The 22,147-nt window shown below is 30.1% G+C and carries 12 protein-coding genes; 8 read left to right on the top strand and 4 right to left on the bottom strand.

The genetic code is table 11. The features are described from left to right. The first annotated feature begins 22 nt into the window (after positions 1-22). On the top strand, positions 23-1,300 hold the full coding sequence (locus Q0T35_RS04060) for an MFS transporter (RefSeq protein ID WP_295841059.1): 1,278 nt from the start codon (positions 23-25) through the stop codon (positions 1,298-1,300). Between the two features lie 78 nt (positions 1,301-1,378). On the opposite strand, the gene Q0T35_RS04055 is transcribed toward Q0T35_RS04060, so the two are convergent. Further along, complete coding sequence (locus Q0T35_RS04055; RefSeq protein ID WP_293918654.1) at positions 1,379-2,095, bottom strand: ZIP family metal transporter; 717 nt, start codon at positions 2,093-2,095, stop codon at positions 1,379-1,381. After that, on the bottom strand, positions 2,096-2,818 hold the full coding sequence (locus Q0T35_RS04050) for a class I SAM-dependent methyltransferase (protein WP_295841058.1): 723 nt from the start codon (positions 2,816-2,818) through the stop codon (positions 2,096-2,098). A gap of 876 nt (positions 2,819-3,694) precedes the next feature. Between Q0T35_RS04050 and rpsA the strand changes: the two genes are divergently transcribed. The 4 genes from rpsA (at position 3,695) to Q0T35_RS04030 (ending at position 9,058) form a co-directional block, all read left to right on the top strand. Beyond that, positions 3,695-5,488, top strand: a complete 1,794-nt coding sequence (gene rpsA / locus Q0T35_RS04045) for a 30S ribosomal protein S1 (RefSeq protein ID WP_293918651.1) — start codon at positions 3,695-3,697, stop codon at positions 5,486-5,488. Between the two features lie 251 nt (positions 5,489-5,739). Further along, positions 5,740-6,741 carry a 2-hydroxyacid dehydrogenase gene (locus Q0T35_RS04040; RefSeq protein ID WP_293918650.1) on the top strand — a complete coding sequence of 334 codons (1,002 nt, stop codon included), beginning with the start codon at positions 5,740-5,742 and terminating at the stop codon, positions 6,739-6,741. 302 nt (positions 6,742-7,043) lie between these two features. Beyond that, positions 7,044-7,556, top strand: a complete 513-nt coding sequence (locus Q0T35_RS04035) for a DNA-3-methyladenine glycosylase (protein ID WP_293918648.1) — start codon at positions 7,044-7,046, stop codon at positions 7,554-7,556. Positions 7,557-7,567: 11 nt separating this feature from the next. Further along, positions 7,568-9,058, top strand: coding sequence for an NAD(P)H-hydrate dehydratase (locus Q0T35_RS04030; protein ID WP_295810954.1), 1,491 nt, complete (start codon positions 7,568-7,570; stop codon positions 9,056-9,058). A gap of 113 nt (positions 9,059-9,171) precedes the next feature. Here the strand turns inward: Q0T35_RS04030 and Q0T35_RS04025 are convergent, their stop codons facing one another. Further along, entirely contained in the window at positions 9,172-11,001 is a 1,830-nt protein-coding gene (locus Q0T35_RS04025; RefSeq protein WP_295841057.1) for a chloride channel protein, read from the bottom strand. Next, complete coding sequence (locus tag Q0T35_RS04020) at positions 10,994-11,785, bottom strand: hypothetical protein (RefSeq protein WP_295841055.1); 792 nt, start codon at positions 11,783-11,785, stop codon at positions 10,994-10,996. Before Q0T35_RS04020 ends, Q0T35_RS04025 begins: the two co-directional genes overlap by 8 nt. Before the next feature lie 374 nt (positions 11,786-12,159). Between Q0T35_RS04020 and Q0T35_RS04015 the strand changes: the two genes are divergently transcribed. From Q0T35_RS04015 to sprA, 3 genes are read left to right on the top strand one after another with little or no spacing between them, the layout of a single operon-like run. Further along, positions 12,160-14,430, top strand: a complete 2,271-nt coding sequence (locus tag Q0T35_RS04015; protein WP_295841053.1) for an NADP-dependent malic enzyme — start codon at positions 12,160-12,162, stop codon at positions 14,428-14,430. Positions 14,431-14,456: 26 nt separating this feature from the next. Continuing rightward, positions 14,457-15,038, top strand: coding sequence for a Holliday junction branch migration protein RuvA (gene ruvA / locus Q0T35_RS04010; RefSeq protein WP_293919329.1), 582 nt, complete (start codon positions 14,457-14,459; stop codon positions 15,036-15,038). A 10-nt stretch (positions 15,039-15,048) separates the two neighbouring features. After that, positions 15,049-22,128 carry a cell surface protein SprA gene (gene sprA / locus Q0T35_RS04005; RefSeq protein WP_295841052.1) on the top strand — a complete coding sequence of 2,360 codons (7,080 nt, stop codon included), beginning with the start codon at positions 15,049-15,051 and terminating at the stop codon, positions 22,126-22,128. Positions 22,129-22,147: the final 19 nt, after the last annotated feature.

Below are 22,147 nucleotides of genomic sequence, written 5' to 3'. Positions count from 1 at the left end.
ATTTAAAATAATATCAAATTATATGACGAATAAAGAAAAAAATTATGCATTGCCTATCGCAATGATGTTTGCTCTATATTTTATGATTTCTTTTGTGACGGGCTTACAAAACCCGATGGGAATCATAGTTAAAAATCAATTTGGTGCTTCAAACTTTATGTCTCAATTAGGTAATGCAGCAAATTTTATAGCCTATGCATTTATGGGGATACCTGCAGGTATGCTTTTGCAAAAAATAGGATATAAAAAGACAGCTTTACTTGCAATTATTGTGGGATTTGTAGGGGTTGGAATCCAATATCTTTCCGGAGGAATGGAAAGCTTTGCAGCCTATTTAATAGGAGCTTTTGTATCCGGATTTTCTATGTGTATGTTAAATACAGTTGTCAATCCTATGTTGAATACCTTAGGTGGAGGAGGTAAAAAGGGAAATATTTTATTACAGCTAGGAGGCTCTATCAACTCTTTGGGAGCTACCATTGTACCTGTATTAGTTGGATATCTCATTGGTAACGCCGCAAGCGCAACCATTAAAGAAGCAAATCCGGCTTTATTTCTAGCTATGGGTATTTTTATTTTAGCATTTATGGTATTATTACTAGTTAAAATACCGGAACCGTTTTTAGATAAAAAAGAAAAAATAGAAGGAAAATATAGCGCATTTTCTTTTAGGCATTTTTGTCTGGGGGTAGCAGCCATATTTATATATGTAGGTATTGAGGTAGGTATTCCTAATACAGCTAATTTGTATATGACATCTTCCTCTGACAAAGGTGGATTAGGGATTGATACTACTGTAGCAGGAACTGTTGTAGGTACGTATTGGTTTTTAATGTTAATCGGACGATTGATAGGAGCTTCTTTAGGAGCTCGAATTTCAAGTAAAACCATGTTAGCATTTACCTCTCTTTTAGGATTGATATTTATATTATTGGCTATTATTAGCCCTATCTCTTCTACGGTAAGTATGCCGGTTTTTAAGTCAGATATATCTATAGGCTTTGCAGAGTTGCCGATTACCATAGTATTTTTTATATTATGCGGTCTATGTACTTCAGTGATGTGGGGAGGAATTTTTAATCTAGCCGTTGAAGGTCTTGGTAAATATACTTCAGCAGCATCCGGCATTTTTATGATGATGGTATGCGGAGGAGGAATTTTACCACTAATTCAAAATTATTTTGCTGATTCGTTCGGATTTCTTTCAAGTTATTGGTTGATTATAATAGAATTTGCTTTCATTCTTTATTATGCATTAGTAGGAAGCAAAAATGTAAATAAAGATATTCCAGTAAGTTAATTTAAATTATTATTAACATCTTATTCCCCTAATCTTAAATTAGGGGAATTTTTTATAGTAAAAATAAAGGTGTCTTAGTTAGCTGATAAGAAAACCTAAGAACATTCCACTAAAAACTAAAAGAAGCTTTTGCCAATCTAAAGAGTGTTTCTCATTACTCTCGAAAATGATTACAGAAGAAATATGTAAAAAAATACCTGCAACTATACCTAATATTTTGGGATATACATTAGGGGCTAAAAATGAACCGAAAAATGCACCGATAGGAGCTGAAACAGCAAATAAGATAAGGATTGAAACAGCAAAAATTTTCTTAATATTTAATGAAAATAAAAAGGTTGATAAAACAATGGTCTCTGAAACTTTATGAATGCTTAAAGCCCACAAAATGTTAGAAGAATGAAGATGAGGCTCATGTACTTCATGTGTATGCATATGATGGTGATGAACTTCAAGTGGAGTACCTTCTAAAAATGAGTGGATAAATAATCCTAGCATAACACTTAAGGGAATAACGTTATGAGTATGATCATTAGAACTGTGTAAATGCCCATGCTCTATACCTTTTGATAAGCCTTCGAGTAGTAATTGAGTACCGACGCCTATAATAATCCATATTCCCGCATTAGTTTCTCCTGATTGAAATAGGAGGGGAAACATATCCAAAACAGTTATTGCCAGAAGAAGTCCGGCACTAAACATTAATAGTCGTTTGCTGAATTTTGAATTATTTTGGAAAAAATATGCTATTCCTGCTCCGATAATTACTGCAGAAATTAATACGATATAGTCCATTTACTTTTCAAAAATTAAAATTAAGCGAGGAGAAGTTTTTACATTAAATTCATGTAAATCATAATCACCAAAGATATTTTTTAATGAAAATCCTACCTTTTTACCAATATTTTCGAAGTAATTTAAATGAAAAGTCCTAACTCTTTCTTGAAAATAAAAATTTTTGTCTTTATCTTGAAAGTTGATGTCTTTTATTATAAAACCATCCTCAATTTTCCTATGTAAATGGAACAATATGCCATCAACCTCTTTATCCTCATTTTCTACCAAATTATCAATAGCTAATGAAACATTCATAAAATCCATTACAAAAATTCCCTTATCTAATAATTGTTCATAGATTGCTTGATACACTTTAAGGTTATCTTCATCATTGCTAAAATAACCGAAACTTGTAAATAAATTAAAAATTGCGTTAAAAGAGTGTGGAAAGTTTGGTTTTCTCATATCGCCCACAAAAAACTTAAGATGTTCATTTTCGTGTTTTTTAGCGTATTCAATACTTTCAGGAGCTAAATCAACACCTGCGACATCATATCCCAACTGATTTAAAAAGATACTATGCCTGCCTTTACCACAAGCTAAGTCTAAGATTTTACTTTTCCCGGATAGGGAGAGATATTTTAGTAAGTTGGTAATAAATTCCTGAGCTTCATTATTATCTCGATTTTTATATAAAATATGATAATAGGGAGTATTAAACCATTCTGCAAACCAATCCATACCTCAAAATTACTACAAATTTTTTACCTAATTATAAAATTATTTGTAGTATTATAAAGATTTTTTTCCATTATATGACAGGATTGCATCCACCTATATATTTTTACATTTAATTATTTATATATCATTTAAATTTGATAAAGAACTAAATAAAATAACAAGATTATTTGTTTTATATTTTATTGATGATTTTTTTAATCATTTAATTACTGCAGAAATTAATACGAAGTCCATTTACTTTTTAAATACTGCAGGCAATAAAATAATTAAAGTTTTCGGGTACAATAAATAGGCTTATCATTAAATTTTCTTTCAATTTCACTATGTGATTCATTTTCGATATAAGCAAAATTTCTTTACTTAAAATAAGGTTTCAAATTCAAAAAGTGTAAAAAAAACTACCAAGGTTCACCGTTTTGTTTAAAAAAGTAATAACATTATCCATGATTTCTCTTTATGGATGATTTTTATTTAAATAATCCAGGCTTATCCCAGAAACGTTTATCATATTTAAAGAAATCTAAAATTCAAATAACTTTTTCGGGTTTTATTTTGATGTTAGGTAATGTATTACAATTAGTTTTAAGTGTGTTATAGTTTTTTTAATATTTGGAGAATATATTTCGCATTCGCGTTTAAAAATTAAATTCTGTATCAAAGTTATTGTCACATTTTTTATATAAAACCTATAACCAATAGAAAATCAGTTAAAAAGAAGGGGGAAGATTAATAAAATTAATTTTTTTTTATATATTTGCGCTTCGATTTGGCGACTTGTAGAAAATCGTTATAATGTAAAGTATAATCCACTTCCTAAGCAATCAATTTCGCCATACTCTTACGTTGAAAAGCTAAGGAATACAATGTTAATAAAATATGTCTGAAGAGACTAAAAATTTTGAAGAAGGGCAAGATGCTCTAAAAAATGCAAATGTAACTCCCGAGCAGTTTGACTGGGATTCTTTTGAATCTGGATTAAACGCAGAGGATAGAAAAGAAAAGTCTGAGTTAGAAAAAATGTATGATACTTCTTTGAGAGAGCTTGATGAGAACCAAGTTTTCAAAGGTAAAGTTGTGCGCATTACAGACAAAGAAGCTATCGTTGATATAAACTTTAAATCAGAAGGAGTAATTTCATTAAATGAGTTCCGTTACAATCCGAACCTTGCTGTGGGTGACGAAGTAGAAGTAATGGTAGCTCAAAGAGAAGATAAAACCGGACAATTACAACTTTCTCATAGAAAAGCAAGAATGCTAAAAGCATGGGATAGAGTTAACGAACTTCATGAAACCGGAGAAATTGTTGAAGGATATGTTAAATCAAGAACAAAAGGAGGAATGATTGTAGATGTATTTGGCATTGAAGCTTTCTTACCAGGTTCACAAATTGATGTAAAACCTATCCGAGATTACGATCAGTATGTTGGAAAAACTATGGAATTTAAAATCGTTAAAATTAATCACGAATTTAAAAATGTAGTTGTATCTCATAAAGCACTGATTGAAGCAGATATTGAAGATCAGAAAAAAGAAATTATCGGACAACTTGAAAAAGGTCAAGTATTAGAAGGGGTGGTTAAAAACATTACCTCTTATGGAGTATTTATTGACTTAGGAGGTGTAGACGGATTGATTCACATCACAGACTTATCTTGGAGTAGAATCAACCATCCATCTGAAGTTGTTCAACTAGATCAGAAAGTAAATGTGGTAATACTTGATTTTGATGATCAAAAATCAAGAATCCAATTAGGAATGAAACAATTGGAAGCACATCCATGGGATGCTTTAGATCCAAATTTACAAGTAGGAGATAAGATAAAAGGAAAAGTAGTCGTATTAGCAGATTACGGAGCTTTTGTTGAAGTAGCACCAGGGGTAGAAGGATTAATACACGTTTCTGAAATGTCTTGGTCAACACATTTAAGATCAGCTCAGGATTTTGTTAAAATTGGAGATGAAGTAGAATGTGTTATTCTTACCTTAGATAAAGAAGAAAGAAAGATGTCTTTAGGTATGAAACAATTAACTCCAGATCCATGGACTGATATTACAGCTAAATATCCTGTTGGATCAAAACACAAAGGAACCGTTAGAAACTTTACTAATTTTGGAGTATTTGTAGAACTTGAAGCAGGAGTAGACGGATTAATTTACATTTCGGATCTTTCTTGGACTAAAAAGATTAAACATCCTTCTGAATTTTGTTCTGTAGGTGATGTTCTAGATGTAGTAGTTTTAGAATTAGATACCGAAGCTAGAAGATTAAGTCTAGGTCATAAACAATTAACGGAAAATCCTTGGGACAAATACGAAGTTAAATATGCAGAAGGAACTGTTCACACAGGAAAAGTTATTCAGTTATTTGACAAAGGAGCTACCGTTCAGTTCGAAGATGTTGAAGTAGAAGGTTTTTGTCCATCAAGATTATTAGAAAAAGAAGATGGCTCTAAAATTAAAAAAGGAGACGAAGCTGAATTCAAAGTAATCGAATTTAATAAAGAGTTCAAAAGAGTAGTAGTTTCACATACCGGAACTTTCCGTGAAGAAGAAAATAGAGAAGAAACTGAAAAGCAAGTGAAATCTCAAAATCAAAGCGTTGAAAAATCTACTTTAGGAGATTTAGATGAATTACAAGAATTAAAAAGAAAGATGGAAGAAGGACAATAATCCTTTCTTGAATCAAAATATTTAAGAAAAATAATTCATGAAGAACCGTAATCTTTACGGTTCTTTTTTTATATAAAAATATGATTAAATTAATTTAATTAAATCGCTGATTATAAGCATTTTGTATCTTTATGTGAACAATTTATATTTTATTTTTATAAATATAAACTTTAAAGTAAAAAAAAATTATATATAATTTTGTATAATATTTGTATTTGTATAAAAATAAGTTTAATAATAAAAATTTATATATGAAAGTATCATTTTTTTCAACACAACCCTATGATATTAAATTCTTTAATGAATGTAATAAAAATTTCAATTACGATCTAGAATACTTTGAACCTAATTTAGATGAGCATACTGTGAACATCATTGAAGAAGGAACAGATGCTATTTGTGTGTTTGTAAATGATAAATTAAACGAACGAGTTATTAAGAAATTAAAAAATAGAGGCATTAAATATATAGCGCTTAGAAATGCAGGATTTAATAATGTAGACTTGGAAGCAGCAAAAAAATATGAAATTAAAGTTTGTAGAGTGCCTGCTTATTCCCCACAAGCAGTAGCAGAACATACGTTAGCTATGCTTTTAACCTTAAACAGGAAAACTCATAAAGCATACAATAGAGTTAGAGAACAAAATTTTTCTCTTAATGGTTTGTTAGGAACTAATATTTATAAAAAAACAGTGGGTATAATAGGTACTGGTAACATAGGAAGGGTATTTTGTAAGACGATTAAAGCTTTAGGAACAAATGTTATTGCATACGATGTATATCCAAGTGAGGAATTACAAAAAGAAGGATTTAAATATGCCACTTTGGAAGAGCTTTTGCAACAATCGGATATAATTTCATTACATTGCCCATTAACCCCTGAAACCCATCATATTATCAATAAAAAAACAATAGATATGATGAAAACAGGTGTATATTTAATAAATACCAGTAGGGGAGGTCTTATTAATACACAAGACATAATTGACGGTTTAAAAGCCAAAAAAATCGGAGCCTTAGGTATTGATGTATACGAACAAGAAGAAAAGTTGTTTTTCAGAGACTTATCCGAGACAATTATTGAAGATGATAAAATTCAATTATTACTTTCATTTCCCAATGTATTGGTAACTGCCCATCAAGCGTTTTTTACTGAAGAAGCACTTACACAAATTGCTTTAGTAACTTTAGATAATTTAAAACAGTTAAGCAATAAAAATTGTATTGATAATAAAGCAGCTGAACTAGCCTAAATAATGTAACTTTAATTTCATTTTGAGAATCTTTTCTAAATATTAAAGTTTTTATATTTTCTCATTTCGAATTAAAAATAAAGTAGATATGTGTTATATTCCTTTATAAAATAAAATACAAATTGTGTTTTTTTTTAAAATAATAAAAAAAATAGACAATTTTTGATGTATAAATATTTATAATTTGTTTTTTGTATGTAAGTTTATATAAATAAAATAAATTGTTATTTTTATTAATTAAATTTAATTTTAATAACTTATAATTAAAAAAAAGTATTTATTTTTACAGAAGTGAAGATAAAATGAGAATCGATAGTGAATTTTTTCAAAATGAAGCACTTTTTGTTGCACAAGGATTATTAGGTAAAAAAATTGTAAGAGTTTACGATTCCGGGAAAATTGAAAAATATACAATTACTGAAACCGAAGCCTATGTAGGGGAAGAAGATTTAGCGTGTCATGCAAGCAAAGGTAGAACTAAAAGAACAGAAATTATGTACCATGAAGGAGGAAAAGTATATGTATATCTGATATATGGAATTTATTGGATGTTAAATTTTGTAACTGGTAAAGAAAATAATCCTCAAGCAGTTTTGATAAGAGGAGTTGAAAAATGTTCCGGTCCGGGAAGGGTTGGCAAATTATTGCAGTTAAGTGGAGATTTTTATGGTGAAGATTTATCTTACTCTTCAAAAATATGGATTGAAGATTCTCATGTTAAGCCAAATTTTATTACCACTGAAAGGATAGGAATAGATTATGCGGGAGAAATTTGGAAAAATAAACTTTGGAGATTTTTAATAACTAGAAACTAACAATACTACTTATGAAGATATTAACATCAAAACAAATTAAAGAATGCGAGAGTCAATTTATTAAAAGTGAGGAGACAACATCTTTAGCTTTAATGGAAAAAGCGGCTATAGCATGCTTTGAATGGCTAAAAAATAAGTATTCAAATGAATATACTTACTATATTTTCTGTGGTAAAGGAAAAAACGGAGGAGATGGATTAGCCTTAGCAAGATTATTAAATAGTGAAAATTATAATGTTGAGGCTCATATAATACAGTCCTCTTCAGATTTTGCAGAAGAAACTCAGGAAAATTTCGATAAATATCCAAAATCTGTATATTTTATAGAAGGAGACGATTTTGAAATAAGCGAAGAAAAGGCTATCATCATAGATGCTTTATTTGGGATAGGCTTAAATAAAAAATTATCCGGCATAGAAGAAAAAATAGTTAACCAACTCAATGAATCTAATGCTATAAAAATTTCCATCGATATTCCATCAGGATTATTTGCTGATTCAATACCCGAAGAAGGGCAAACCGTATTTAGAGCAGATGAAACGTTGACATTTGAATTTTATAAAAGATCGTTTCTTCATCTCGAAGCTGCGCAATATGCAGGAAATATATATGTACTTGATATTGGTTTAGACAAGAAGTTTATAGAAGATGAAAAAACCGATAATTATCTTATAGAATATAGTTTTTGCGAAAAAAATTATAAGGGAAGAAATCCATTTAGCAATAAGGGTAATTTTGGAAAAGCAATCATTGTAGGAGGAAGCTATGGAAGAATGGGATCTATTACATTTTCTACCTTGTCTGCTTTACGAGTAGGTACTGGTCTTGTATTTACTGGAGCACCCGAATATGGTAATTCAGTACTTCAAACATTAGCTCCTGAGGCTATGTTTTTCTCATGTGGAGATAAGTATATCGAAGATATTCAGATACCTTTTGAAAATTATAGAATTGGAATAGGCCCTGGATTAGGGACTGAGGTACTTACAAAAATGGCATTTGAAAAATTATTGGAAAAAGAAAATAATCCTATGGTTCTTGATGCCGATGCGCTAAATATAATATCAGAAAATAATGATTTATTAAAACTGGTTCCAAAAAATTCAATTATAACCCCTCATCCTAAAGAATTTGAAAGATTATTTGGAAAAACATCTTCTTCAATTGAACAATGCGAATTAGCCAGAAAAAAAGCAAAAGAATATGAAATTGTTATAGTAATAAAGGGACATAATACAGCTATATTATTACCTGATGGACTTTGTTATTATAACGCTACCGGTAATGCAGGTATGGCAAAAGGAGGAAGCGGCGATGTGCTAACCGGAATTATAACGGGACTATTGGCACAAGGATATGATTCAAAATTGTCAGCAATACTGGGTGTATATATACACGGCAAAGCTGGAGATTATGCATCTGAAAAATTTTCTCAAGAGGCTATGACAGCTCAAAGCATTGTACAATGTCTTTCTGATGTTTTTTTAAAGCTGAAAAAATAAAAAAACATAAATTTAGTTAAAATATTGAACATTACCGGTAGGTAGTTTTATATCGAAGAAATTATATTTAAATATAGTTTTTAAAAATCCGGTAGTGTGAAATATTTAAAAAATTAATCTTCGGAAAAATCAACAATTAATTTTCGATATTTATCCAATAATTTTGATTTGGAAAGCATGCCGATGAATTTATCATTTTCTATAACAGGAAGATATAATGATTTTGAATTATCAAAAATTTTGAAAATAGTTTCATTATCATCAAGTAAAGAAATACGTTCCGAAGAGGTTACAATTAAATCTTCAATATGTAAAGTCTCATATTTTTCTTTATGAAGTAAAATAGTTATCAAATCATCCAAAATGATGTATCCTTTAAAACATTGATCAGTATCTTCAACAATAAAGAACTTTTTACTTGATGTAGGTATAATATCCTCAATAAATTCCGTAAAAGATAAAGAAGATGAAATCTTAACAAAGTTTTTTTCAATCAAATTTTTAATATTCATTCTTCTAATCGCCTCTTTATCTTTGTTATGAGTGATCATCTGATTATTTCTTTTTAAATTATAAGTATATACAGAATGTTTATCAAAATGATATTTAACAAGATATGCAATAGTTGAAGTTATGATTAAAGGAAATAATAAACTATATCCGCCAGTTATTTCTGCAATAAGAAAAATAGAGGTCATAGGTGCATGCATGATACCAGCCATAACACCAGCCATACCTACCAAAGTAAAATTATGTTCGGAAAGTTTAGTAAAATTAGTTAGATTAATAATCTTAGTAAAAACAAATCCCAATATTCCCCCCGTAAAAAGAGCAGGAGCAAATACCCCACCTATACCGCCGGCAGATGTAGTAAAACTACTTGCCACTACTTTTATAAACAATATGCCTAATAAAAATATAATTAAAAAATAATCATTTTCTCGTACCAAATAAAAGAGAGAATTTTTGGCTATGCTTTCGGGACTAGAGCTCATTAAATGCTGCAAGCCAATATATCCCTCCCCAAAAAGAGGTGGAAATATAAAGATTAACAGCCCAACTGCCATACCTCCTAAAATAGCTTTTACATAAATACTTTTACTTTTAGAAAATTTTTTTTCAATTAAACGACTGATTTTAATAAAATATAATGAAAAAAATCCACACGCAATGCCTAAAATAATATAATAAATAATTTTAGATTTATCGAATGGCTCAAATATTGCAAAATAAAATGAAATATTATCGCCCAATAAGAAATAAGAAATCAATGCTCCGGTCGTTGAAGATATTAAGATAGGTATTAATGACCACATACTTAAATCAATCATTAAAACTTCAAGAGAAAAAATAATTGCTGCTATAGGAGCTTTGAAAATACCTGCAATTGCCGCAGAACAGCCACAAGCAATAAATAACGTTCTTAACTTTAAATTTAGTTTAAATTCTTGAGCGATATTGGATCCTATAGCAGCCCCCGTATATACTATCGGAGCTTCTGTTCCCACTGATCCACCAAATCCGATAGTTAAACAACTGGAAATGATAGAACTATAAGTGTTTTTCTTATCAATTATGCTACGTTTTTTTGAAATGGTAAATAAAACTTTTTCAACCCCATGGCTGATGTCCATCTTAACAAGATATTTAATAAAAGTTACTGTTAAAATAATCCCTATAGTTGGAAAAAATATAGTCCAATAATTAAAATTGAAATTTTTGTTATGATAAATCAGTTCTTCAGTTAAGCTAACTAAGTTTTTTAAGATTACCGCACTAATGCCACCGATTATTCCTATTAAAATGCTTGCTAAATATATAAATACCTGAGGATTTTGATTTCTAAATTTCCTTATTAGGATGTTATATTTAATTCGTATTTTTTTTATTGAATCTTTAAATAATTCAAAATAATTTTTAATATAGGAAATAATATTATTCATTTACTTCGTTATCAATAACAATTGCGCCTACAGTATTCCTATAAATAGAATAAACAATGGCATTTGAATAGGAAAGGGTAAAAAGGAGACCGATAAAGCACATTAAAATTCCAAATATTTTACTAAAAAAGTAAGAAAAGATTAAAACCAGTAAAATCTTTCCAAAATACATATTTACTATTTTAAAACTATAAGAAATAGCTTTGGTTAATGGAACATCATCAATAATAATGAAAGCTCCAGCCAAAATAAAACCGGGAACTATATATATTATTGGGAGAAATAGAAACAAGCAACTAATGCTTATTATTATTATATGTATTAGCTGTAAACCTAACAATTTAATAAATTTTTTTCCCTGATATCCGCTGATTAAATCTTTAAAGCTTGTTCTACCATTTTTGTCGATCTGATGTGCGCAGAAAACAACTCCTGCATTTAAAGGATATAATAATAGAATACCAATAAAAGAAGAAAGGATAATTTTATTAATAAACATTGGGTTAGTTTTATAAAGGGAAATAATTTCCTCTAAGACTCTAGGATCATTATTCAGCTGAGATACTAAGTTTTTGAATTTTAACTCTATCATATGAGTTCCCAGATAATTACTGAGAATAGTACTAACCAAATTATTGAATAGATAACTGAAAATTATACAAAAAAAACCATAAAAAATCGTACTTTTCCAAGCACTAAAACCATCTGTAAGAACTTTATTCACAGATATATTATGACCATTATTTTTTAATCTATCAATTCTAATTTCTAAAGTTGTTCTCATGAATAAATTTATTACACTACAAAAGTAAACAAATATTACCTATAAAGTATATCAATAATCTATAATTAGATTACAGCTCATTAATTTAAATAATTGAATATGAAAATATACAATTTCTTTATGGATTTGGGATATATCTTATTTATTCGTGGAACTCTTTTAATTATAATATTTTAACAAAATTTCTATATCTTATAAAAACATAAAATAAGTAATTATAAATATTAAATTCAAATATTTACTAATCAAGTGATTATCTATGAGTTAAATAAATAATATTTATGTATATTTTTATAATATAAATTAAAGGTATAAAATCATGTCTATGTTATAAAATAAAAATATTTATTTTTGTATGTCAAAATATAAAAACGATGTCACGAGAAAAAAATTTAAAAGAAGCTGCTTTAGAATATCATAGTTCCAAACCAGAAGGTAAAATAGAAGTTATCCCTACCAAACCCCATTCAACTCAATGGGACTTAGCCTTAGCCTATTCTCCCGGTGTAGCAGAGCCATGTTTAGAAATACAAAAAAATAATGCAGATAGTTATAAATATACAGCAAAAGGCAATTTAGTTGCTGTGATTTCTAACGGTACCGCTGTTTTAGGATTGGGAAATATTGGCGCAGATGCTTCTAAGCCGGTTATGGAAGGAAAAGGTTTATTATTTAAAATATTTGCTGGAATAAATGTTTTTGATATTGAAGTAAATGAAACCAATCCGGACAAATTTATTGAAATAGTTAAATCTTTAGCTCCGACATTTGGAGGCATAAATTTAGAAGATATAAAAGCACCAGAAGCATTTGAAATTGAAAAAAGACTAAAGGCGGAATTAAATATTCCGGTAATGCATGATGACCAACATGGGACCGCAATTATATCAGCTGCAGCTTTATTAAATGCATTGGAAATATCTAATAAAAAAATATCTGAGGTAAAAATAGTTGTAAGCGGAGCAGGTGCCGCAGCTATATCATGTACACGTTTATATAAAGCATTGGGAGCTAGCCCTCAAAATATTTTAATGTGTGATAGCAAAGGGGTTATTTATAAAGGTCGAACAGGTTTAAATGAAGAAAAAACAGAATTTGCTGTGGATACACCTGATAGAACATTAGAAGATGCAATAAGAAATAGTGATGTATTTATTGGATTATCCAAAGGTAACTTGCTTACTCCGGAAATGCTCCTATCAATGAACGAAAATCCTATAGTTTTCGCAATGGCTAATCCAACTCCGGAAATAGATTATAACCTAGCAATTGAAACTCGCAAAGATGTAATAATGGCAACTGGAAGAAGTGATTATCCTAATCAAGTAAATAATGTATTAGGTTTTCCATACATTTTCAGAGGAGCATTAGACGTTAGAGCTACAGATATTAATCAGGAAATGCAGTTAGCGGCAGTTAAAGCATTGGCTGAATTGGCTAAAGAAAGTGTTCCTGAACAAGTAATTCGAGCTTATAACGTTAAAAGCATGAAGTTTGGTAGAGATTATATTATACCTAAACCATTTGATAACCGATTAATTACAAAAGTATCTATGGCAGTAGCTAAAGCTGCAATCGATAGTGGTGTAGCACAACATATCATTACAGATTGGAAAGCCTATGAAGAAGAATTATTAGATCGAATGGGGGGAAATGATGAAAAACTTATTAGACAATTTAAGGCAAAGGCAAAATCTAATCCAAAAAAAATAATAATAAATAATGCTGAAGAATATAATGTTTTAAAAGCAGCACAAATATTAGCAGAAGAGAAAATTGCAAAACCAATTTTATTAGGAAGAAAAGATATAATCAAAAAAGTTTTACATCAATATAATTTACAAATTGAACTTGATATAATTGATATAGATTCGATAGATACTCAAGGAGGTTTTGAAAAATATTCAGAATACCTTTATCAAACAAAACAAAGGAAAGGAATAACTTCAAAAGATCAAGCAAAGCAGTTCCTAAAAATTAGTGATTACTACGGAGCAGTAGCAGTAGAGATGGGAGATGCTGATGCTTTTTTAACAGGGTTTTCTAAAAGCTACAAGGAATCTTTGAGTGGGATTGTAAAAGTTGTAAATTATTCAGAAATATCTAATAATCTAGCCTCTATTATAGTTTTACTATCTAAAAACGGACCTGTATTCATTGCTAATACCTTACTTACAGATGATCCAACATCAGAAGAATTGGCTGTTATAGCCCAAACTACAGCTAATTATGCTAAAAAGCTAAATATTGAACCAAGGATAGCAATGATATCCAACGAAAATTTCTCAGGAAATTCGGAAATATCCAAAAAAGTAGCTGAAGCAGTTGCAATACTTAATAAAGCAAATCCTAATTTGATAGTAGATGGAGAAATACAACCAGATTATGCATTAAATGATCAATTAGTAAATGAATTCCCATTTAGTAAATTAAATACAAAACCTGCAAACGTTTTAGTGTTTCCTAATATGGTTTCTGCAAATTTGAGTGCTAATTTAGCTAAAGGAATAGGCTCCATAAAAAGTGTAGGACCGATTTTATTGGGATTAGGAAAATCGATACATATAATGAATGAAAATTCAAATATAGATGAAATTGTAAATCTTGCCTCTCTTGCAGCTATAGATGCACAAGGAAGGAAATAATTTATATTTTCGCTAAAAAATTAAAAATGATATCTCATTTATCAGGTACTATCTTTGAAATAACCCCTTCCAGTGTAATAATAGACTGCAATGGAGTGGGATATTTTGCTACCATAAGTTTACAAACATATAAAGATATACAAAATCAGGATAAGTCTTTAGTGTATATACAAGAAATTATTCGAGAAGATTCCCATTCTTTATATGGGTTTTCAACAAAAACAGAACGGTTATTATTTAATCTACTAATTAGTGTTAATGGAGTGGGTCCTTCTTCATCCATTATGATGCTTTCATCTATGTCCGTATTAGAAATAACTTCTGCTATTTCAAGCGGTAACAATTTAGCATTACAGAAAATAAAAGGAATAGGAGCTAAAACCGCGCAGAGGATAATAGTTGATTTGCGGGATAAAATTTCTACATTTGAATTGCCTGAATTATTAGATAATAGTTTGGGCAATAAAAACAAATCTGAAGCGTTAAGTGCATTGGAGGTGTTAGGCATTTCTAAAAAAATTACCGAAAAAATAATTGATAAAATTTTAAAGGATAATCCGGAAATAGAAGTTGAAGAACTTATTAAGGAAACTTTAAAAAAACTATAAAAGTTTAAAAGTGTTAGGGTATATTCGTAATTATTTGCTATTTATAGCCATATTTTGTGTAAGTATAGGAGTTTTAATTGCACAGGAAAATGATGATGAACAAGTTTTACAACTTGATGATCCTGTAAAATACGAAGCTTATTATGATTATAAAAGCGGAAATTACATTTTATATCCCAAGTTGGGTGGGGTAGTAGTCGGTACACCGATAACTATGACTGCAGAAGAATATACCAACTATGTAATGCAACAAAAGTTTGATGAATATTACAAGGATCGATCTCGTTTACAAGATGAAATAGGAAGAGCCAATAAAGAAGGTAGAGAAGTTGAAAAGAAGGGATTTATTCCTGGAATTACTGTAAAATCAAAATTGTTTGAGCAAATTTTTGGAGGTAATAAAATTGAATTAAAACCTTCAGGATTTGCTTCTTTTGATTTGGGTATATTACATCAAAAGATTGATAATCCTCAGATTTTACCTCAAAACAGACGAAATTTTACTATAGATCTAAGGCAAAGAATACAAATGAGCCTTATAGGAAATGTAGGAAATAATGTACATCTAGGTGTTAATTATGACACACAAGCAGGATTTAATTTTGAGAATAAATTAAATTTAGCATGGATTCCAGGTTCGGCAAATGGTGGAAACCTGCCAAATGGTGCCAACGGAGGTGAAGATAATATAATTAAAAAGATAGAGTTCGGAAATGTAAATATGCCTCTCAGCACCAGTTTAATTACCGGTGCTCAATCACTTTTCGGAGTTAAAGGTGAATTTCAATTTGGAAATACTTTTTTAACAACAGTATTTTCAGAGCAACAATCGGAAGCCAGAAATATTACCGTTCAAGGAGGAGGGGTGCTAAATAATTTCAAAATCAAAGCTATTGATTACGATGAAAATCAACATTACTTCTTAACCCATTATTTTAGAGATAATTATGATAAGTCCCTGGAAAATTATCCGGTAATAGCTTCTACTATTAATATTACCAAAATTGAAGTGTGGAGAATTGATTTAGGAAATTCAAATTTACAAGAGCAACATCCAGTTATAGCTTTAAGAGATTTAGGGGAATCCAATACTGGACAGTTACCTGATAATTCAAATATAAATTTATATAATACAATTTCAACCCTTGCTGGAATTAGAGATGCTTCGACAACTTATAATACAGTTAACGGCGTTTCGTTACCAGTTGTGCCAACCTCAGCTTCGCCATCTACCGTTAAAAATTATGAAAGTGGTAAAGAATTTGTGGTTCACAAAAGAGTAAAAAAATTATCTGAATCTGAATATTCTTACCATGCGCAATTAGGATATATATCATTGAATCAGAAGTTAAATAATGATCAACTATTAGCGGTAGCTTTTCAATATACAGATTCGAAAAATCCAGGTAAGATTTATAAAGTCGGAGAATTTTCCAATGAAGTAACAGGAGTATTAATATTAAAATTATTGAAGCCTAACCAAATTGTTTCTCCTGAATCTCCTATGTGGGACTTAATGATGAAAAATATTTATTCTATGGAAGCTTCACAAATTTCTTCAGAAGGTTTCATGTTAAATGTTATGTATCAAGATGCCTCTCAAGGGAAAATAAATTATTTGCCCGATCCCAATGTTAGAAATATGCAGTTAATGCAATTATTAAATTGGGATAGATTAAATCAAAATAGTGATGCAACTGACAGCGGAAAAGGAGATGGTATTTTTGACTTTGTAGAAGGGGTTACCATAAACTCTCAAAAAGGTAAATTGATATTTACCAAAGTAGAGCCCTTCGGTGAATACTTAAAAACCAAATCGGTAGACGGGAAGTATATTTTTGAAAAATTATATAAAGATTTAAAAGGGAGTAATACAGTTACTTCTGATCCCCTAGCAAATAGATATACTATAGAAGGTAGATTTAAAGGAAGTATAGGAAACGGTATTTCACTAGGTGCATTTAATGTACCAAGAGGTTCGGTACAAGTTTCAGCCAATGGGCAAACTTTAACGGAAGGGGTAGACTACGTAGTGGATTACCAAATGGGAATGGTAACAATCATAAATGAGACTTATAAAAATTCGGGAGTTCCCATTAATATAAGTTTGGAAAACCAATTTGCATTTAATATGCAAAAGAAGAGATTTATGGGATTGAATGTAGAGCATAAATTTAATAACGACTTTATTGTTGGAGCAACATTCCTTAACTACAAAGAAAGACCTCTTACACAAAAAGTACAATTTGGATCAGAACCCGTTAATAATTCCATGATTGGATTTAATATGATGTTGAATAAGGAATTCCCTTTCTTAACAAAACTTACCAATTGGATACCGGGAATCAAAACCGAAGCGGAATCTAATATGAGTTTTAAAGTGGAAGGCGCTGCTTTATTGCCGGGACAAAATAAAACTATCAATGATAATTCTTATATAGATGATTTTGAAACAACAGCTTCAAAAATAAGTTTAAAAGAGCCCGGATATTGGGGAATAGCCAGTAAGCCAGAAAAAGAAGGGACCTACATGAACGATATAAAAAACGGTAATGGAAGGGCTCTAATAAGTTGGTATAATATTGATCCAAGATTTTTCGGAATCGGAGGAGGTCAACCTGCGGGTATAGATAATAATGCGCTTTCCCTACATTTACAAAGACGGGTTAAATATCAAGAAATATTTACAGATAGAGATTATATAGCGGGAGAGCAGCTATATATGAATACATTTGATGTATCTTTTTATCCGAAAGAAAGAGGGCCTTACAATTTCAATACACTCAATGAAGACCCAGAAAAAGATAGATGGGGGGGATTAATGAGACCAATTTCAGTAACTAATTTTTCGGAAGCTAATATAGAATATGTAGAATTTTGGATGATGGATCCTTATGCTGACAGTAAATCACCGGGATCAAATCCTTTAGGAAATAATCCCGAATTAATAATACAATTAGGTAATGTATCCGAAGATGTCTTAAAAGATGGATTTATGCAGTATGAAAATGGTATTACTGATGATTTAAGCCTAATGACAACCACAAATTTAGGTAAGCAACCCAAAAATTATCCTTTAGTATATGCTTTTGATACTAAAGGAGATGAAAGGAAGAAACAAGATGTTGGTTACGATGGTTTAATGAGTTCTGAAGAAGCAGACTATTATAAAAGTAAAGGATATAATATTGGAAACTATGCCAATTATATAAATCCTATAACCGGTGAAATTGATCCTTCTGGAGACGATTACGTATTTTATTTGAATGGTGCATGGGATTCTTCTAAAGATAAAAGTTCTATTATAAACAGATATAAATATTATAGAAACTTAGAAGGTAACTCTCCTGCCAATTCTATGGATGCTTCATCAGCATCTCCGGATACAGAAGATTTAAATAAAGACTTCAATCTGGATGAAACGGAAAATTATACACAATATCGTTTATCATTATTAGACTCGAATTTAAGAAATAGTCAAAATTCTTTTGTAGTAGATAAAAAAGAAGTAGAAGTATCACTTCCTAATGGAAAAAAGGGTAATACAACATGGTATTTAGTGAGAATCCCGGTTAGCGATTATGAATTTGGTTCTTCTGAAATATTAAATAATGTACGCTACATTCGTATGCTAATGAAAGGATTTTCCAATACAGCTACCTTACGTTTTGCGACTTTAGATTTAGTTCGAAGCGATTGGAGAAAGTATGAAAAAAATATTTCCTCAATAACTGGTGAAAGTAAACAAGATTCAGACGAAGGAACAGCAACACTTTTACCTGTCTCAAACGTGATCATTAGTGCAGTAAATTTAGAAGAAAATTCTACCTCTCGTCCGCCTTATGTATTGCCTCCGGGAATTAGTAGAGAAATATTAGGAAATACTACCGGAACACAAATGCAAAATGAATCTTCGTTGAAATTGGAAATAAAAGATTTGAAAAATTCTGAACCTAGAGGTATTTATAAAAATATAGCGCTGGATATGAGACGATATAAAACATTAAAAATGTTTGTACATGCTCAAAATATGCAAGATGTATCCAGTAATATTGTAGATAAAGAAGCTAAATTCTTTATCCGTATAGGTAGTGATTTATCAGATAATTATTATGAATATGAATTTCCATTAAAATACACTCCCAATACAGCTACCTCTTCTATTGATATATGGCCTATTGAAAATACAATTGAATTAAGGTTAAAAGATTTAGTAGCCGCTAAAAATGAAAAAGATAAAAATAACCTTTATAATAGTACTATACGCTATCGTAGCCACGTTACCGGTAGTGATGATAAAATTATATATGTAAAAGGTAGGCCCTCAATAGGCAATGTAAACTCAATTATGATGGGGGTAAGAAATACTTCTACCTTAGAAAAACATATTGTCTTATGGTTAGATGAACTTCGCTTGACTGATATTGATAATGAAGGAGGATATGCAGCCAATGCAAGTATTAATTTTAATCTTGCAGACTTTGCTCAAATATCCGCATCCGGAACCTATCAATCCGTAGGTTTTGGAGCAATAGATAGTAAACCGAGTGAAAGAAGCCAAGATGAAACCAAGCAATATATGGTTAGTGCGGCGGTGAATGTAGATAAAGTTCTTCCGGAAAAATGGGGTATGAAAATACCTGTAAGTATTAGCATGTCAGAGACCTTTATAGATCCTAAATATAATCCATTGGATAATGATGTGAAGTTAAAAAATGACCCAAGAAAAAGTGAACTTAAAAAAGTGGTAAGAAGTTATTCATCACAAAAAAATATTTCTTTATCCAATTTTAGAAAAGATAGAACTACAAGTAAACAACCAAGGTTTTATGATGTGGAAAACTTATCAGCTTCTTTTTCATATTCAACTGATTATTTTAGAGATATTTATACAACATATAGCTTATATCAAAATTTACAGGCATCTTTAGATTATAATTTTTCGCCCAAAGGTATTTATTATCAACCTTTTAAGAAATTAAATGTAGTTCAGGATACCAGTAGATTTGCCAAATATTTAAGATGGCTAAAAGAAATTAATTTTAATCCGGTACCTACTCGTTTATCATTTAAGATAGATATTGCCAGAACCTATAATGAGTTCCAATATAGAGATATTAATGCATATCTTAATAATAATCCGAGTAGTTACAGTTCAACTTTTGCTAACAATTTTTTGTTCGGGTGGCAATATAACATAGGATTCAATCTTACGCGTTCTTTAAAGTTAGATTATTCATCTGGAACAAGGACTATATTGGATGATATAGGAAACGGCGTACCCGACGATGGTATGATATGGAACGGTTTATTAAATTCGGGAAGACCTATAAATTATAACCAAAGATTCCAATTAAATTATAAATTACCTATTCATTTGCTTCCATATATGGATTTTACCTCTATGGAATTAGGATATACAGGGCAATATGATTGGCAGGCAAGCTCAAGTTTTCAAACTTCATATGATCCTACAAATGCTGATCCAAGAAAGAGAAGTTTAGGTAATACCGCACAAAATGCTCAAACTATAACAGCAATAGGTAATATAGATTTTAGCAAGTTTTATAATTACTTTACTAACTATAAAAAATTTGAGGAAAAGAGAAGAAAAAGACAAAGAGAAATAGATTCTTTAAATAGAGCTTATGAATCAAATTTTGCTCTGAAAAAACCTAAATCATATAAAAAATATACATTAAAAACTAAATATAAAGCTACCGATTACCTTTGGATGATAGCAAGTAGTTTCAAAAGAGGACAAATTCAAGTGAATGAAAATAAAGGTACCATTTTGCCTGGATTTTTACCGGAACCAAGTTTCTTTGGAGTAGGAAGATATGCTGGTTCCAAAAGCGGCCCTACTTTTGGTTTTCTATTTGGGTCTCAATTTGATTTAAGAAATAAAGCGGTAACAGAAGGTTGGATTTCCTTAAATGAATATATGACCAATCCATATGTAAAAAACAATAACTCGCAGGTTTCCGCTACCTTACAGTTAGAGCCCGTTAATCAATTACAGATAGATTTAAATATTATGAGAAATCATCAAAAAACTCTATCTCATTCAGGGTTTAATTCTATAGATCCTATCACTGGACAAATGGCTAATACATTTGTAAATCAATCTGCTATGTTCAGTTCCACAGTTATATCCATAGCTACGGCGTTTAAATCAGGAGAATATGTATATAATAAGATGATCAGCAATTCCATGATATTGTCTCAAAGAGTAGCTGAAAAACAAGGACAGCCGTTAGTTGATGCTAATAATGATGGCTACATAGATGGTTATGGATTAACAAATTCAGAGGTTTTATTACCATCATTTGTATCAGCCTTTACAGGAAGAAGTGCAGGTAGTCAAAAATTGGGTTATAAACGCAATATGCCAATTCCTAACTGGAAGATTACCTATGGTGGTCTAAAAAATATACCACTTATAAATTATTGGTTTAAAGAGTTTAGAATTAATCATAGTTATGTTTCAAATTATACAGTTAACGGCGTACAAACTAATCCTGATTACTACCTATTTCAAAACGATTCTACCGCTCCGGAAAAAGATATGAATGGAAACAGATACAATTATTATACCTATGGAACGGCTGTAATGTCAGAAGGATTTAGTCCATTAGTTGGAGTAGATGTAACTATGAGAAATAATATTCAGATAAGAATAGCATATAATAAAGATAGAATATATTCTCTCGGTTTGACAAATTATACGTTGCAAGAAGATTATGGCAATGAAGTAGTCTTCGGTTTAGGATATATAGTTAAAGATGTTAAATTAAAACTAAGATATAGAGGAGCTACAAAACCTTTGACAGGAGATTTAAATATACGTGGAGATATTTCTATAAGAGATAATAAAACAACCATCAGACGTTTAGTGGAATTAGACTCACAAGTAACTGGTGGACAAAATTTAGTATCATTAAAATTTTCAACTGATTATAGTTTTACTAAGAATTTTAATCTTAAATTCTTCTACGAGCAAATGATAACAAAATATAAAGTTTCAACTGCTTATCCCCTTTCTACTATAAGAGCTGGTTTAAGTGCTACTTTTACTTTTGGTAATTAAAAAAAAGTAAGTACATTTG

It is taken from the genome of uncultured Apibacter sp. (assembly GCF_946479295.1).
In the GTDB taxonomy this organism is placed as follows: domain Bacteria; phylum Bacteroidota; class Bacteroidia; order Flavobacteriales; family Weeksellaceae; genus Apibacter.
Note: the sequence above shows the minus strand (reverse complement) of the source record. Positions and strands in the feature narration are given on the sequence as shown.